This window comes from Actinomadura hibisca NBRC 15177 (assembly GCF_001552635.1).
Classification (GTDB): domain Bacteria; phylum Actinomycetota; class Actinomycetes; order Streptosporangiales; family Streptosporangiaceae; genus Spirillospora; species Spirillospora hibisca.
Genome location: NZ_BCRO01000019.1, coordinates 198,844 through 213,219, shown reverse-complemented (window position 1 = coordinate 213,219; position 14,376 = coordinate 198,844). Strand labels below are relative to the sequence as shown.

General features: G+C 74.5%; 13 protein-coding genes. 7 read left to right on the top strand and 6 right to left on the bottom strand.

The features are described from left to right. Positions 1-16 precede the first annotated feature (16 nt). The 3 genes from AH6_RS09875 to AH6_RS09865 all read left to right on the top strand — a co-directional run bounded on the left by AH6_RS09875 (position 17) and on the right by AH6_RS09865 (position 4,121). Entirely contained in the window at positions 17-1,678 is a 1,662-nt protein-coding gene (locus AH6_RS09875) for a serine/threonine-protein kinase (protein WP_245679252.1), read from the top strand. Between the two features lie 50 nt (positions 1,679-1,728). Then, entirely contained in the window at positions 1,729-2,913 is a 1,185-nt protein-coding gene (locus AH6_RS46565; RefSeq protein ID WP_067477112.1) for a protein kinase domain-containing protein, read from the top strand. Positions 2,914-2,978: 65 nt separating this feature from the next. Then, entirely contained in the window at positions 2,979-4,121 is a 1,143-nt protein-coding gene (locus AH6_RS09865; protein WP_157431378.1) for a Swt1 family HEPN domain-containing protein, read from the top strand. Between the two features lie 43 nt (positions 4,122-4,164). On the opposite strand, the gene AH6_RS09860 is transcribed toward AH6_RS09865, so the two are convergent. After that, the gene (locus AH6_RS09860; RefSeq protein ID WP_067477106.1) at positions 4,165-4,638 is read right to left on the bottom strand and encodes an Lrp/AsnC family transcriptional regulator; all 474 of its coding nucleotides are present in this window, start codon (positions 4,636-4,638) and stop codon (positions 4,165-4,167) included. Between the two features lie 182 nt (positions 4,639-4,820). Between AH6_RS09860 and rocD the strand changes: the two genes are divergently transcribed. Both rocD and AH6_RS09850 read left to right on the top strand, forming a co-directional pair. Further along, complete coding sequence (gene rocD, locus AH6_RS09855) at positions 4,821-6,014, top strand: ornithine--oxo-acid transaminase (RefSeq protein WP_067477103.1); 1,194 nt, start codon at positions 4,821-4,823, stop codon at positions 6,012-6,014. A 130-nt stretch (positions 6,015-6,144) separates the two neighbouring features. Continuing rightward, complete coding sequence (locus AH6_RS09850; RefSeq protein ID WP_067477100.1) at positions 6,145-7,209, top strand: glycosyltransferase family 2 protein; 1,065 nt, start codon at positions 6,145-6,147, stop codon at positions 7,207-7,209. A 33-nt stretch (positions 7,210-7,242) separates the two neighbouring features. On the opposite strand, the gene AH6_RS09845 is transcribed toward AH6_RS09850, so the two are convergent. Beyond that, positions 7,243-8,274: a glycosyltransferase family 4 protein gene (locus AH6_RS09845; protein ID WP_067477097.1), complete on the bottom strand. Its 1,032-nt coding sequence runs from the start codon at positions 8,272-8,274 to the stop codon at positions 7,243-7,245. 203 nt (positions 8,275-8,477) lie between these two features. Here AH6_RS09845 and AH6_RS09840 point away from each other — a divergent pair, with 203 nt between their 5' ends. Next, positions 8,478-9,086, top strand: a complete 609-nt coding sequence (locus tag AH6_RS09840) for a PadR family transcriptional regulator (protein WP_169807822.1) — start codon at positions 8,478-8,480, stop codon at positions 9,084-9,086. Beyond that, the gene (locus AH6_RS09835) at positions 9,083-10,693 is read left to right on the top strand and encodes an MFS transporter (RefSeq protein ID WP_067477091.1); all 1,611 of its coding nucleotides are present in this window, start codon (positions 9,083-9,085) and stop codon (positions 10,691-10,693) included. Before AH6_RS09840 ends, AH6_RS09835 begins: the two co-directional genes overlap by 4 nt. Here the strand turns inward: AH6_RS09835 and AH6_RS09830 are convergent. The 4 genes from AH6_RS09830 to AH6_RS46560 are packed head-to-tail and all read right to left on the bottom strand — an operon-like array spanning position 10,675 to position 14,147. Then, positions 10,675-11,190 carry a flavin reductase family protein gene (locus tag AH6_RS09830; protein ID WP_067477087.1) on the bottom strand — a complete coding sequence of 172 codons (516 nt, stop codon included), beginning with the start codon at positions 11,188-11,190 and terminating at the stop codon, positions 10,675-10,677. The two genes, AH6_RS09835 and AH6_RS09830, sit on opposite strands and share 19 nt — an antisense overlap. A gap of 9 nt (positions 11,191-11,199) precedes the next feature. After that, positions 11,200-11,685: a DUF6113 family protein gene (locus tag AH6_RS09825; RefSeq protein ID WP_067477084.1), complete on the bottom strand. Its 486-nt coding sequence runs from the start codon at positions 11,683-11,685 to the stop codon at positions 11,200-11,202. 22 nt (positions 11,686-11,707) lie between these two features. Beyond that, positions 11,708-12,598, bottom strand: coding sequence for an N-acetyl-1-D-myo-inositol-2-amino-2-deoxy-alpha-D-glucopyranoside deacetylase (gene mshB, locus AH6_RS09820; protein WP_067477081.1), 891 nt, complete (start codon positions 12,596-12,598; stop codon positions 11,708-11,710). Positions 12,599-12,635: 37 nt separating this feature from the next. After that, the gene (locus AH6_RS46560; RefSeq protein WP_067477078.1) at positions 12,636-14,147 is read right to left on the bottom strand and encodes a serine/threonine protein kinase; all 1,512 of its coding nucleotides are present in this window, start codon (positions 14,145-14,147) and stop codon (positions 12,636-12,638) included. Positions 14,148-14,376 lie beyond the last annotated feature (229 nt).

Sequence of the window (14,376 nt, the reverse complement as noted above, 5' to 3'; positions counted from 1 at the left end):
CCCTGCTCCTCGGCCGGTGCCCGTCTTCGAGCCGCTCCAGGTCGGCGACCCGCCCGAGATCGGCGGCTACCGGGTGCTCGCCCGGCTCGGCGCCGGCGGCATGGGCCGGGTCTACCTCGCCGCCACCCAGGCCGGACGGCGACTCGCGATCAAGGTCGTGCGGCCCGACTTCGCCGACGATCCCGAGTTCCGCCGCCGCTTCCGGCAGGAGATCGCCGCCGCGCAGCGGGTGCAGAGCCTGTACACCGCCCCGGTGATCGACGCCGACCCCGACGGGCCGCGCCCCTGGCTCGCCACCGCGCACGTGCCCGGACCGTCGCTGGCCCAGGCCGTCGCCGACCTCGGCCCGCTGCCCGAGGCCAGCGTCCGGGTCCTGTTCGCCGGGATCGCCGAGGCGTTGCAGGCCGTCCACGGCGCGGGCGTCGTCCACCGCGACCTCAAACCCTCCAACGTGCTGCTGGCCGAGGACGGCCCGCGCGTCATCGACTTCGGCATCTCCCGCGCCGCCGACTCCACCCCGCTCACCCGCACCGGGATGCGCATCGGCTCGCCGCAGTTCATGGCCCCCGAGCAGGCCCTCGGCCACTCCTCGACCCCGGCCATCGACGTGTTCGCGCTCGGCAGCGTCGCCTTCTACGCCGCCACCGGCCGCACGCCGTTCGGCGACGGGCCCGACAGCGCCGTGTTGTTCCGCATCGCGCACGAGGAACCGAACCTCGACGGCTGCCCCGACGGCCTACGCCCGCTCGTCGCCCGCTGCCTGGCCAAGGACCCCGCCGACCGGCCCGCCCCGCGCGAGGTCCTCGACGAACTGTCCGGCACCGGAAACCTCCCCGAACCCGCCTGGCTCCCCGACGACATCACCCGCGTCCTGCCCGCCTACAAGGCCGCTCCCCCGCCGCCGCAGGACGGCCGCACCGGGGACGGCGCTCCCGCGCCCGGCCCTGCGACGCCACCGGGAACCGGGCCTGGCATGCCGTACCGGACGCATCAGCCGGGCGTCCCGTCCCGGTCGCACCCCGGCGCGCCGCCGTCACCGCCGTCCCGGGGCCCGTTGCTTCTGGCGATCGGCGGCGGCGTGCTCGCCCTGCTGGTGCTCGTGGTGGTGCTGGTCTCGGCCTTTCCCGACGACGGCAAGCCCGTCAACCAGCGCGGGACCGGGACCTCGCAGAGCCCCACGGCGCAGAGTCCCACCGCGCAGAGCCCCGCCGCCCGGCAGCCCGAGCCGACGCCCTCCGCGCCCGAGACCAGCGCCGGCAGCAGCGGGCCGCCGTCCGGGGGCACCATCCCCGTCGGGGGCCAGATCGCCAAGTACAAGCGCATCAACATCTCCGACGGCTACGGGCTGGCCTTCGGCAACGATCCCGAGCACCCCAAAGAGTCGTTCACCTCCAGTGACGGAGCCGACCTCAGCTATTCGACCGAGATCCTGTGGGGGAACCGGTTCTCCGTGCTCGACCCCGGCCAGGCCGGAACCTACGAGGCGTGCCGCGACAACACCCGCTACGCCAGGAGCCTGGGGTCCGAGTACCTGGTCAAGGGCAAGCTCATCTGCGCCACCAGCAGCAGCGGGCTGATCGGCCTGGTCAAGGTGCTCGGCCGGGGCGACGAGCCCGACGACTACCTGACCATCGAACTGACGGTGTGGCAGGGCGTCCCGCCCACTCCGGGCGACTGACCGCACGCGCCGCCAGGTGGGACAATCGACCGATCCCCCAGGAGGCGCCCATGCATGACCCGGTGTTCCAGCCGCTCGCGCCCGGCGATCCGCTGCTGATCGGCGGGTACCGGGTGCTGGCCAGGCTGGAGGACGGCGGGCGCGGGTCGGTCTACCTCGCCGTCACCGACAGCGGCCGGCGGCTCGCGATCTGGGTCGTGCGGCCCGACGTCGTCCGCGAGCACGGGTTCGAGGTCCGGTTCCGGCGCGACATGGCCGCCGTCCAGCGGGTCGGCGGGTCGCGGGTGGTGGCGGTCGTGGACTACCACGCCGGCGCGCCCCGGCCCTGGATCGCCAGCGAGTACGTCCCCGGGCCGTCGCTGGCGCAGGTGGTGGCGGGGTCCGGCCCGCTGCCGCCCCGGTCGTTGCGCATCCTGATGGGCGGCATCGCCGAGGCGCTGCGCGACATGCACGCCGTGGACGTCGTGCACGGGCGGCTGGTGCCCTCCACGGTGCTGCTGGCCCAGGAGGGGCCGCGCGTCACCGGGTACGGCGTCGCGCCCGCCGGGTCCCCCGACGCCGACGTGCTCGCGCTCGGCGGCGTGGTGTTCTACGCCGCCACCGGCCGCCAGTTCGAGGGGACGGGCCTGGAGGAGTGCCCGCCCGACCTGCGGCCCCTCATCGAGCGCTGCCTCGCCGAGGTGCCCGCCGACCGGCCCAGCCCCGAGCAGGTCCTCACCGCGCTGGAGCAGGAGCCGGGCGCGGCCGACCCGGGCTGGCTCACCCCCGAGATCGTCGACCGGCTGCTGGCCTACACCGCCGACCCCGAGCCGCCGCTCGACGGGGAGCCGGGCGGCCGGGAGTCGTACGGCCGGGGATCACATGACGGGGAGCCGGACGGCCGGGAGGCGCATGATCAGGAGCCACACGACCGAGGGCCGCAGGGGCCGGTTCCGGCCAGCCAGCCGCCCGACACCCGGCCCGAGCCGCCCCTGATCCTCCCGCCCGATCCACCCGCCGTGCCCGCCGGAGCCCCCCTGCGCTCCGGGCCTCCCACCGGCCCCGTCCCCCTGCCGCCGGGGCCGGGGCCGAGGTCGGGGCCCGTGCCGTCAGGACCCGTGCCGCCAGGCCCCGGGGCCCCGCCCGTCCCCGCCCGGCCGGCGGGGCTCCCGCCCGCCCAGTGGGCCGCCCTCGCGGCGGGCGGCGGCGTGTTCGTGCTCCTCGCCCTCGTCTTCATGCTCACCTTCGTCTTCTAGGCCGCCCGGACGCGGTGGTTTGCCCTACTCTCTCCACTGGTCATCGGCGGTGGGAGGCGGGCGCGGTGGGCGGTCGGGATCTGGTGGGCCAGGGGCTGGAGCAGTTGCAGCGGGGGCTGCGGCCCTTCGTCGAGCGCACCATGGCCGCCGCTTGGGGAACCGACTGGATCGCCGAGAAGCAGCGCCGCGACACCGCCAGATTCGGCGGCGGCAAGCGCGGTTACGGCCTGGGCGACGTCCGGTTCCTGCTGCGGATGATCACCGAGGAGCGCGAGATCTTCAAGCCCGCGCTGCCCCGGCCCGGCCTGTCGCTGGCCTCCGAGCTCCGCGACGTCGGCAATGCCTACGCCCACGACTTCGACGCCGACGCGTTCAGCGCCGTCGAAGCCCGGCAGGCGCTCGACACCATGGCCCGGCTGCTGGAGCTGGCGGGCGCGCGCTCGCAGGCCCGGATCGTCCGAGGGCTGCTGAACGGAACCCCGGCCGGGTCTGCCCGGAAGAAGAAACAGTCCGCCGCCAGTTCCCGCCGTTCTCAGACCCGCACGTCCGCCCTCCCCCAGGCCGACCCCCTCCCCTGGACCGAGAACTCGCCGCCCCAACGGCCCGCGCGTTCGCCCCGACGGCCCGAGCCCCGGTCCCAACGGCCCGCCCCGCGACGCCCGGCGAACCGCCCCCGCTTCGGCTGGAAGTCCGGCTGCGCCCTCGGCTGCGTCGCCAGCGTGGCGCTCCCGCTGCTCGTCACGTCGGTGTCGGGCTGGATGATCAGCAACATGGGCGACTCGTCCCGCAAACCCTCGTCCATCCCGACCGGACCGTTCGAGAAGGTCGGCACCTACCGCGCCGTCAGCCTGCCCAACGGCTCCTTCGTGTCCTTCCTGAACAGCCCCAAGCGGCCCCGCAGGCTCGTCACCACCAGTGCCGCCCAGAACCGCCGCAACAAGGCGCAGGCCGACCTGTTCTTCCGGAACGGCTACCTGGACACCGACCTGCACCAGATGGGCCCCCTGGCCTCCGGCCGCTCCGCCGACGCCAAGGGTTGCCTCGCCAGCACCGCCCGCGTCGAGCGGATCAGGCCCGGGGCGGTGCGCGGCAAGCTGTGCGTCACCGGCAAGAACGGTCTGGTGGCCCTGGTCGCCGTCAGGAGCGCGCGGAGCACCAGCGCGGTCAAACTGGACCTGACGGTCTGGCGGAGCGCGGCCCGCCGCTGACCGGCGGGCCGTGCCTAGGGCGTGGCGGCCCCGGACCGCCTGGTCAGGAGGCCGCCGCCGTGTCCTGCGCGGGCGCGTCGATCGGCCGGCCGATCAGCCGCGACAACACGATCGCCGTCTTGGTGGCGGTGATGTTGTCCTCCCGGCGCAGCCGCTCCAGCGCCTGCTCCAGGTGCTGGATGTCGCGGACCCGCACGTGCACCAGGGCGCTGGCGTCGCCGCTGACGGTGTAGGCGGCGACCACCTCGGGATGCCGCCGGATGCTGGAGTAGATCTCGTCGGGGGAGGTCGCCCCGGTGCAGAAGATCTCGATGAAGGCCTCGGTGGTCCAGCCCAGCGCGGCCGGTTCCACCACGGCCGCGAAGCCGGTGATCACGCCGTCGGCGCGCAAGCGGTCCACCCGGCGCTTGACCGCCGGGGCCGACAGGCCGACCCGGTCGCCGACCTGGGCGTACGAGGCGCGCCCGTCCTCCAGGAGCTGCGCAACGATTCGTCGGTCGAGCTCGTCAAGACGCAACAAATATCTCCCCCCAAGTCGGCTTTCGTCATTGGTCGCTGGTTGATCCCGAACATACGCTGAGTGCAGGGTCGCCGCCCACCGGTTCGCGCGGCCCGCCCACCCCCCTCGGCACCGGCCACCTCCGGTGTCTTCAGCGACCCCGGCCACCCGGCCGGGCCGATCAGGGCGAAGGAGTCACGTTGCCGCGATCCGATGAGCTGCGGGCGTTGTCCGAGAAGCACAGCGCGCACAACTACCACCCGCTGCCGATCGTCATCGCCGAGGCCGACGGGGCCTGGGTCACCGACGTGGACGGCCGCCGCTACCTGGACATGCTGGCCGCCTACTCGGCGGTCAACTTCGGGCACCGCAACCCGCGGCTGACCGAGGCGGCCAAGCAGCAGCTCGACCGGGTCACCCTGGTCAGCCGGGCCTTCGACCACGACCAGTTCGGCCCGTTCGTCGCCGAGCTGGCCGACATGTGCGGCAAGGACATGGTCCTGCCGATGAACAGCGGCGCCGAGGCCGTCGAGACCGCGCTGAAGACCGCGCGCAAGTGGGGCTACGAGGTCAAGGGGGTGCCCGCCGACCAGGCCAACATCATCACCTTCGAGGGCAACTTCCACGGCCGCACCACCACGATCATCAGCTTCTCCACCGACGCCGACGCCAAGGCGTCCTACGGCCCCTACACGCCGGGCTTCCGCACCGTGCCCTACGGCGACGTCGAGGCGCTGCGGGCGGCCATGGACGGGTCCACCGTGGGCGTGCTGGTCGAGCCGATCCAGGGCGAGGCCGGGGTGAACGTGCCGCCGAGCGGCTTCCTGTCGGCGGTGCGGGAGTTGTGCACCGCCAACGGCTCGCTGATGATCGCCGACGAGATCCAGTCGGGGCTGGGCCGCACCGGCGAGACCTTCGCCTGCGACCACGAGAACGTCGTCCCCGACGTCTACATCCTCGGCAAGGCGCTGGGCGGCGGCATCATGCCGGTGTCGGCGGTGGTCGCCGACTCCGACGTGCTCGGGGTGTTCAAGCCCGGCCAGCACGGCTCCACCTTCGGCGGCAACCCGCTGGCCTGCGCGATCGGCCGCGAGGTCGTCGCCATCCTGAGGACCGGCGAGTTCCAGGAGCGCTCCCGCGAGCTGGGCGCGCACATGCACCGGCGGCTGGGCGCGCTGCCCGGCGACCTGGTCCGCGAGATCCGGGGCCGGGGCCTGTGGGCGGGCGTCGAGCTGCACGGCAAGGCGCGTCCGGTCAGCGAGCGGCTCATGGACCTGGGCGTGCTCGCCAAGGAGACGCACGAGACCACGCTGCGCCTCGCCCCGCCGCTGACCATCAGCCGCGAGGACCTGGACTGGGCGCTGGACCAGCTGGAGATCGCCCTCAAGGGCTGACGGACCCGGACGGCCGCCGGGCGGGGAAGCCCGGCGGTCGCCCGCTCCACCCGCGAATGCGGCGGTTCGCCGCGACACGCCTTTTTCGGGTAGCGGACCCGGGGCGACCTGGGCTTTCACAATGATCGGCATGTCCTCCGCACCCCGCTCACCGCACATCGCGGTCATCGTCACCACCCTCGGCCGCCCCCAGCTCCTGGACCGGCTGCTGCTGTCACTGACCGGGCAGACCCTGCCCCCGGCCCAGGTGCTGGTGATGGACGGGGGCGGCGACGGCAGGACGCGCGCGGTGGTCGAGCGGCACGCCGTCCGGCTGCCGGTGCGCCGGACCGCCGCGCCGCACGGGACGTCCGCCGCGCGCAACGCCGGGCTGGTCAGGCTGGGCGTGCTGGACGCCGCCGCCGTCGCCCGCCCCGACCCGCTCGGCACGCTGGACGCCATGCTCGCCGGCGTCCCCGCCGTCCCGCCGCAACCGCGCCGCCCGCTGTACGAGGACGTCCCGCTGCCGGTCATGGTCGGCGCGGGCGGCCAGGCCCCCGAGCCGGAGTCCGAGCCCCACCCGATCGACATCGTGGTGTTCGCCGACGAGAACACCTGGTACCCGCCGGACGCCTTCGAGGCGGGCGTGCGGGTACTGGCCCCGCCGGTGGACGTGCTGTCGGGCCGCATGCTGGACGCCGAGGGCGACGACGCCCGGCCCGGCGCCGGCGCGGACGGCCCCGGCCCGCTCGACGCCCGCACCGTCTGGACGCGGGCCGCCATCGGGGCCTGCCTGTTCCGGACCGGGTTCCTGCGCGCGGTCGGCGGCTTCGACGAGGGCCTCGGCGCGGGTTGCGACACGCCCTGGCAGTCGGGCGCCGAGACGGACCTGCTGCTGCGCGGCCTGCGCGCCGGAAAGACGATCGTGTTCGACCCGGAGGTCGGCGCGTTCGGCCACGACCCGGACGCCCCCGGCCCCGCCCACCATGCCAGGGCCCGGCACGACGCGCGCGGCACCGGCCGCGTCTACCGACGCTACTACGACGGTTACGGATGCGCCCGCGTGCTCGTCCGCCCGCTGGGCGGCGCGGCGAAGGCGGCGGCGCGCGGCCGCTGGGCGGAGTCGGCCTGGTACCTGCACAAGGCGATCGGGCGGCTGGAGGGCATGACGGGGATGTTGCTGCCCGCACCGCCGCAGGACGCCCCGCGCCGGTAGCGCCCACGCAGGCGGGCGTGCGCGAGACAGGAATCAGCCCACCAGGGCGCGGAACACCTCAAGGTGCCGCCGCGCGGCCTCTTCCCAGGTGAAGCGGCGGACATGGCCGAATCCCTGCTCGCGCAGCCCGACCGCGTACGACTCGTCCGCCAGCACCGCGGCCAGCGCGGCGGCCAGGCCCCCGACGGTCAGGCTCCGCACGGTCCGCGCCGCTCCCCCGGCGACCTCCGGCAGCACGCCCCGGTCGGAGACGACCACCGGGGTGCCGCACGCCATCGCCTCCAGCACCGGCCACCCGGCCCCCTCGTGGGACGACGGGAGCGCCAGCACGGCCGCGGCGCGCAGCAGCGGCGCGACCAGCTCGTCAGGGATCTTTCCGAGCCATCGCGCGTGCGGAGCGGCGGCCAGCGCGCGCACGACCGGCTCGTCCCCGGTCGTCGCTACCCCCGCCGCCACCAGAGGGACGCCCAGGCGGGCGGTCGCCTCGATCAGCAGCGGCACGTTCCGGCGCGGCGCGGGCGAGCCCAGGAACAGCACGAACCCCTGCGGCAGCCCCAACGGCTCCAGCAGCGCCGCGTCCCCCTCGTCGCCCGGGTGGAAGCGGCCGGTGTCCACACCGTGCGGGATCACGTGCAGCCGCCGCGCGGGCACCCCGAACGTCCGGTGGATCTCCCGCGCGGAGAACTCCGAGGCGGTGATCACCGCGTCGGCGACGCGGGTGACGCCGCCGACCCGCCGCAACCACAGGCGCTCGCCCAGCGTGCGCCGCAGCCCCGCGCCACGCGACGACGGGCATGGCGGCAGGCCGTGCACCGTCGCGGCCACCGGCACGCGCGCCGGGACCAGCGCGCCGGTGTCGGCCGGATAGTGCAGCAGGTCCACCGCCGCCGTCCGGGGCCACACCAGGCCGTCGGCCAGCGCGTACGACAGCGGCCGCGCCGCCCCGCGCCCGCCCGGCGGCACCAGCGGCCCGGCCTGCACGCCGAGCGGCCGCAGCCGTTCGTACAGCGCACGCGCGTACCCGGCACCGTGGTCCAGCCCCTTGCCCGACACCCCGACCCGCATGAGCCCCCTCAACTCCGCCCGACGGGAGGGGACGCTAGGCCAGCCCGGCCGCGCGGGACCCGCCGCCGCGCTCGACCATGGCCTCATTTGGCGACCCGTTGGCGGCCCGCCAGGGCTCCCACCATGAAAGATGCGCTATCAGTCGATAAGGATTAGTCTAAGTGGACCAATCCGAACCGACTATGACGACGGAAGGACGTTTCGTGGCCCGTCCCCTGACCCCGCTCGCGCTGACCGTCCTGCGGATGCTCTGCGACGAGCCACTGCATCCCTACGAGATGCAGCAGCGCATCCGCACCCGCGCCTACGACCAGGCCGTCAAGCTCACCCACGGCGCGCTCTACAACACCGTGGACCGGCTGGCCGCGAACGGTCTCATCGAGCCGCTGGAGACCAGCCGGGAGGGCCGCCGTCCCGAGCGCACCGTCTACGCGGTGACCGAGCGGGGGCGCGACGCCGCGCTGGACCGGCTCGCCGACCTGATCACCCGGCCGGACGAGGAGTACCCGATGATCGGCGCCGCGCTGGCGCTGGTCACGCTGCTGCCCCCGCAGGAGACGCTGGCCTGCCTGCGCACCCGCGCGGTGGCGCTGGAGGCCCGGCTGGTCGGCGAGCGGGCCGCCAACGACGCGCTGCGCAAGCGCCACCTGGAACGGCACCTGCTGCTGGACCAGGAGCTGAAGATCGCCCAGCTGCGCACCGAACTCGACTACGTGTCGTCGCTCATCGACGACATCGGCGCCGGCCGCCTCGACTGGGAGCCCGGCGCCGTCTCCACCCGTATCGACGTCCCCCCGGGGGAGGACTCATGACCAAGTGGCGCGGCAACCCGTGGGCCGTCCTGCTCACGCTGTCCCTGGGTTTCTTCATGACCCTGCTGGACCTGACCATCGTCAACATCGCCATCCCCAGCATCACCGAGAAGCTCGGCGCCTCGCTGGACCAGGTGTTGTGGGTGACCAACGTCTACACGCTGGTGCTGGCCGTACTGGTGATCACCGGCGGCCGGCTCGGCGACCTGTGGGGCAAGAAGAACCTGTTCATCGCCGGGGTGATCGTGTTCACCCTGGCCAGCCTGGCCTGCGGCCTGGCCCAGGACCCCGCCCAGCTCATCGCGGCGCGCGCCGTGCAGGGCGTGGGCGCGGCGATGCTGATGCCGCAGACCATGTCGATCATCATCGCGACGTTCCCGCCCGCCAAGCGCGGCGCGGCGCTCGGGATCTGGGGCGCGATCGCCGGGGTGTCCACCATCGCCGGGCCGACCATCGGCGGCCTGCTGGTCACCTCGCTGGACTGGCGGTGGATCTTCTTCGTGAACCTGCCGATCGGCGTGCTGGTGCTGGCGATGGCGGTGCCGATCCTGTCCGGCCACACCCGCACCGTCCGGCACCGCTTCGACGTGACCGGCGTGCTGCTGGCCTCGGCCGCGCTGCTGTGCCTCACCTTCGCGCTCACCGAGGGCCAGAAGTACGAGTGGGCCGGCTGGATCTGGGGGCTGCTCGCCGCCGCCGCCGTGCTGCTCGGGGTGTTCCTGCTCCAGCAGCGCCGGATGCAGGACAACGAGCCGCTGGTGCCGTTCGCGCTGTTCCGCGACCGCAACTTCGCGATCCTGAACTTCGTCGGCGCGACGGTGTCGGTCGGCATGATCGGCGTGTTCCTGCCGATGACGATCTACATGCAGTCGGTGCTGGGCTTCAGCGCGCTGAAGGCCGGGCTGGTGATGGCGCCCTCGTCGGTGGTGTCGATGTTCCTGGCCCCGGTGGCCGGGCGGCTCGCCGACAAGATCGGCGGCCGGTTCCTGCTGATGGGCGGGCTCACCCTGTACGCGGCCGGCACCCTGTGGACGCTGGCGATCGCCGAGGTGGACACGCCCTGGGCGGCGTTCCTGCCCGCCCTGATCCTGACCGGGATCGGCATCGGCGGGGTGTTCGCGCCGATGGCCACCGAGGCCACCCGCAACGTCCCGCCCGCGCTGGCCGGGGCCGCCTCGGGCGTCAACAACACCATGCGGCAGGTCGGGTCGGTGCTCGGCGGCGCGGTCGTGGGCGCGGTGTTGCAGAGCCAGCTCGCCTCGTCGCTGAAGACGCAGGCCGTCGAGCGGTCCGAGGCGCTGCCCGCCGACGCCCGCGAGCGGTTCGTGGACGGCTTCGCGCAGGCCGCCAAGGGCGGGCTGGAGGTCGGGGCGGGCCAGCACGGCGCGGCCCAGCAACCGCCGCCCGGGATGCCCGCCGAGGTCGCGCACCGCGTCCAGGAGCTGGCCGGGCAGGTGTTCACGCACGGGTTCGTGGACGCGATGAAGCCGACCATGCTGGTGCCGGTCGCGGCCGTGCTGCTCGGCGCGGCCGCGTGCCTGGGCGTGCGCGCCTACAAGGCGCCCGCCCCCGACGCCAAGAGCGAGGATCAAGCGATCGCGCGGTAGGTCCCCGCGTGGAAGACCAGCGGCGCGCCGTCGGGGTCGGGCAGGTCCAGATCGAGGACCCGCCCGACCACGATGGCGTGGTCGCCGCCGTCGTGCACGGCGTGGGTGCGGCACTCGATCGTCGCCAGCGACCCCGACAGGAGCACCGCGCCGGTGCCCGCCCCGCGGTGGTGCGGCCAGTCGGCGAACTGGCCCTCCAGCGGGCGGCCCCGGGTCGCGAAACGCTCGGCGGCCGCGCGCTGCCCGGCGCCCAGCACCGACACCGCCCACAGGCCGCTGTCCAGCACCGCGCCGTGGAAGCGGGAGGCGCGGTCCACGCAGACCAGCACCAGCGGCGGGTCCAGCGAGACCGAGGTGAAGGAGTTCACCGTCATCGCGTGGTCGGCGCCCCCGGCGGCCGTCGTCACGATCGCCACGCCGGTGGCGAACCGGCCGGTCACCTGCCGGAACAGCACCGGGTCCACCGGGAGCGGGACCAGGTCGGCGGGGGGCTGCATGCCCTCACCCTACCCACGGGTAGGACCGATGCCCCGGGTCAGCCAGTCCCCGGCCGGGCGCCGGGTGGGCGTGGTGCCCGCCGCGATCACGGCCGCGACCATGCCGCCGACGATGAACACGTAGCCGGGCGTGGTGCCCGGGATCACCAGGTCGCCCTCCGGGCGCTGGACCGAGAGCAGGAACACCACCAGCGACCACACCACCGCCGGGATCACCGCGCCGAGCCGCGCCCCCATCGCCCAGCCCGCCAGCCGCACGAAGACGAAGTTCGCCGCCACCAGGCCGATCGCGGCGACCGGCACCGAGCCCAGCGTCCAGTCCTGGGCGAACGCGCCGAGCACGGCCACCACCAGCGCCAGCAGGGCCAGCGCCGCGTAGGCCGCGCCGGACACGAAGGCGTCCACGGGCGTCTCGGCCCGGGGGCCGTCCGCCGTCGCGCCCGCCGGGGGCTGCTCCTCGTCCAGGATCACCGGGGGTTCGTCGCTGTCGTCCACGCCCGTCAGGGTATCCAGCCGATCACGAGGCGGGCGCGGCGAACAGGTCGGTCTCGCGGCCGCCCGGCCCGGCCGCGCCGCGCTCGCCGTCCAGCAGGATGAAGTACTCGGTGCCGAACGCCTGCTGGCCCAGGTTGTTCGACAGCGCGAAGTAGGGCCCGACCTCGTCGGGGGCCACGGTGATCTGCGTGCGGTGCGCGCGCAGCGCCGCGATCTTGGCGGGCAGGTGGGCGCGGGCGTCCACGGCCGTGGTGACCTCGCCGTCGGGCACGCCCGAGCCCAGCTCGTCCAGCCCCGCCACGCGCGGGAACGGCAGCCTGGCCTCGCGCATCACCGCGATGGCGCGGGCCAGCACGGTGCGCGGGGTGGCGTAGGCGTAGAACTTGGCGGCCTTCCAGGGCTCGCCGCCGTCCTCGTGCGCGGGGTCGGCGGCCAGCTCGTAGGCCCGGCGCGCGACCCGGTGCGCCTGGATGTGGTCGGGGTGGCCGTAGTTGCCGCGCTCGTCGTAGGTGACGATCACCTGCGGCCGGACCTCGCGGACGACCTTCACCAGCTCCCCGGCGGCCTCGTCGAGGCCGGCCCGCCAGAAGCAGCGCGGGTCGTCGTTGGTGGGCGCGCCCATCATGCCCGAGTCGCGCCAGCGCCCGGCCCCGCCCAGGAAGCGGTGGTCGCGCACGCCCAGCGCCGCGCACGCCGCGTCCAGCTCGCCGATCCGGTGCTCGCCGAGCCGGTCCTCCTTGTCGGAGGCCAGGTGCCGCAGGTCGGCGGGGATGACCTCGCCCTCCTCACCCAGCGTGCAGGTGACGAGGCAGACGTGGGCGCCCTCGGCCGCGTACCTGGCCATGGTCGCCCCCGTCCCGATGGATTCGTCGTCCGGATGGGCGTGGACGAACAGGATGCGCGGGTCGGTCATAGTCCCCGAGCGTACTCAGCCCGCCGACCCGCCGTGGTCAGCGGCCGCCTCCGGAGAGGTCGCCGCCGAACGCGCCGTTCCGCTGGCCGCCGTTGGCGCCGCCGTTCGCGCCGCCGTTGTCGTTGTTGTTGCCGCCGTTGTCACCGCCGTCGCCGGGCGGGGTGGTGTCGCCGCCGCCACCGGTGCCGGGGGAAGGCGCGCTGGGACGCGTGGGCGGGGTCGACGGCTCGGGCTGGGTCGGCGTCTCGGTCTCCGGCTGCGTGGACGGCGGCGTGGTCCGCGGCCGGGTGGGCTGCGTGCGGCGCGGCGTCGTCTCGCGTGGCGTCTCGGGGGCCTCGGACGTCTCCTGCCCGGGTTCTTCGTCCTCGGTGGAGACGGAGCTGTTGGTGGGCGCGGGCGACTCCTCCCCGGCCGGGGTCTTGTCGCCGCGGGTCGCCATCACCAGGCCCACCACCAGCGCCAGCACCACGATCGCGGCGACGGCCGCCACGATCGGCCACTTGGAGGAGTTGCGCTCGGGCTCGTAGCGGCGGTGCCCGCCACCGCCACCGCCGCCGCCGGGCTGGCCGTAGCCGGGGGCCGGGGGCAGCGTGCCGGTGTAGTCCTGCGGCGAGACGCGCTGGGTGCCGCCCACCGGCTGGGCGGGCTGGGTCGTGTAGGGCAGCGGCGCGACCCCGGCGGCCATGTGCGCGCCCTCGCCGAGCATCGCGGTGGCCTGCGCGGAGTCGTCGGCGCGGGTCTGCGCGCCGGGGCCGCTGCCGATCAGCGTCATCATGATCTGCTGCGCGGTGGGCCGCCGCTCGGGCTCCTTGACCAGGCACGCCGCCAGCAGCGGGTGCAGGTCGGCCGGGACGCCGTCCAGCGACGGCGGCTCGTGCATCACGCGGTTGATCACCGCGACCACGGTGTCGTCGCCGAAGGGCGGCCGCCCGGTGGCGGCGAAGACCATGGTGGCGGCCCACGCCCACACGTCCACGGCCTCGGTGAGCTGCGCCCCGGCCACCTGCTCGGGGGCCATGTAGGAGGGGGTGCCGATCGCCTTGGTGGCGGCGGTCTGGCCGACGTCCAGGGCGCGCGCGATGCCGAAGTCGATCACGCGCGGCCCGTCCGGCGCCATGATCACGTTGTGCGGCTTGAAGTCGCGGTGCACGATCCCGGCCTGGTGGATGGCCACCAGCGCGGTCGCGGTGCCGATCGCCAGCCGCTCCAGCCCGGCCCCGGTGATCGGGCCCTCCTGGGTGATCTGCCGGTACAACGACGGGCCGGGCACGTACTCGCTGGCGATGTAGGGCTGGTCGCCCGCGACGTCGGCCTCCAGCACCTGGGCGGTGCAGAAGCGCGCGACCTGCTTGGCCGCCTGCGCCTCCCGGACGAAGCGGTTGCGCGCCGAGGCGTCCTCGGTCAGGTCGGCGCGCAGCAGCTTGATCGCCGCCTTGGAACCCGAGGGGTCCACGCCCAGGTAGACGACGCCCTGCCCGCCCTCGCCCAGGCGTTCGAGCAGTTCGTAGGAACCCAGCCGCCGGGGATCACCCGGCTGTAGTTCCGGCATGGACAACTCCTTCGACACCTACGACGAGCTTCGGGGGGAAGCCCTGAGCTTACGCGAGGCCGCGCTCGATCATGGGGTCGTTCCCCGTGGGCGGGGCCCAACCCCGTCGTCGCGGGGGCTCCGGCGTGTCGGGCGGGTCCCGGAAAGATCCTTTCGGGCCGCATAAGGGGGCATTAGCGACAAAATTCCCCGGGCCATGACCAGTGGGTCCCTGCTGGCAAACTCAGGT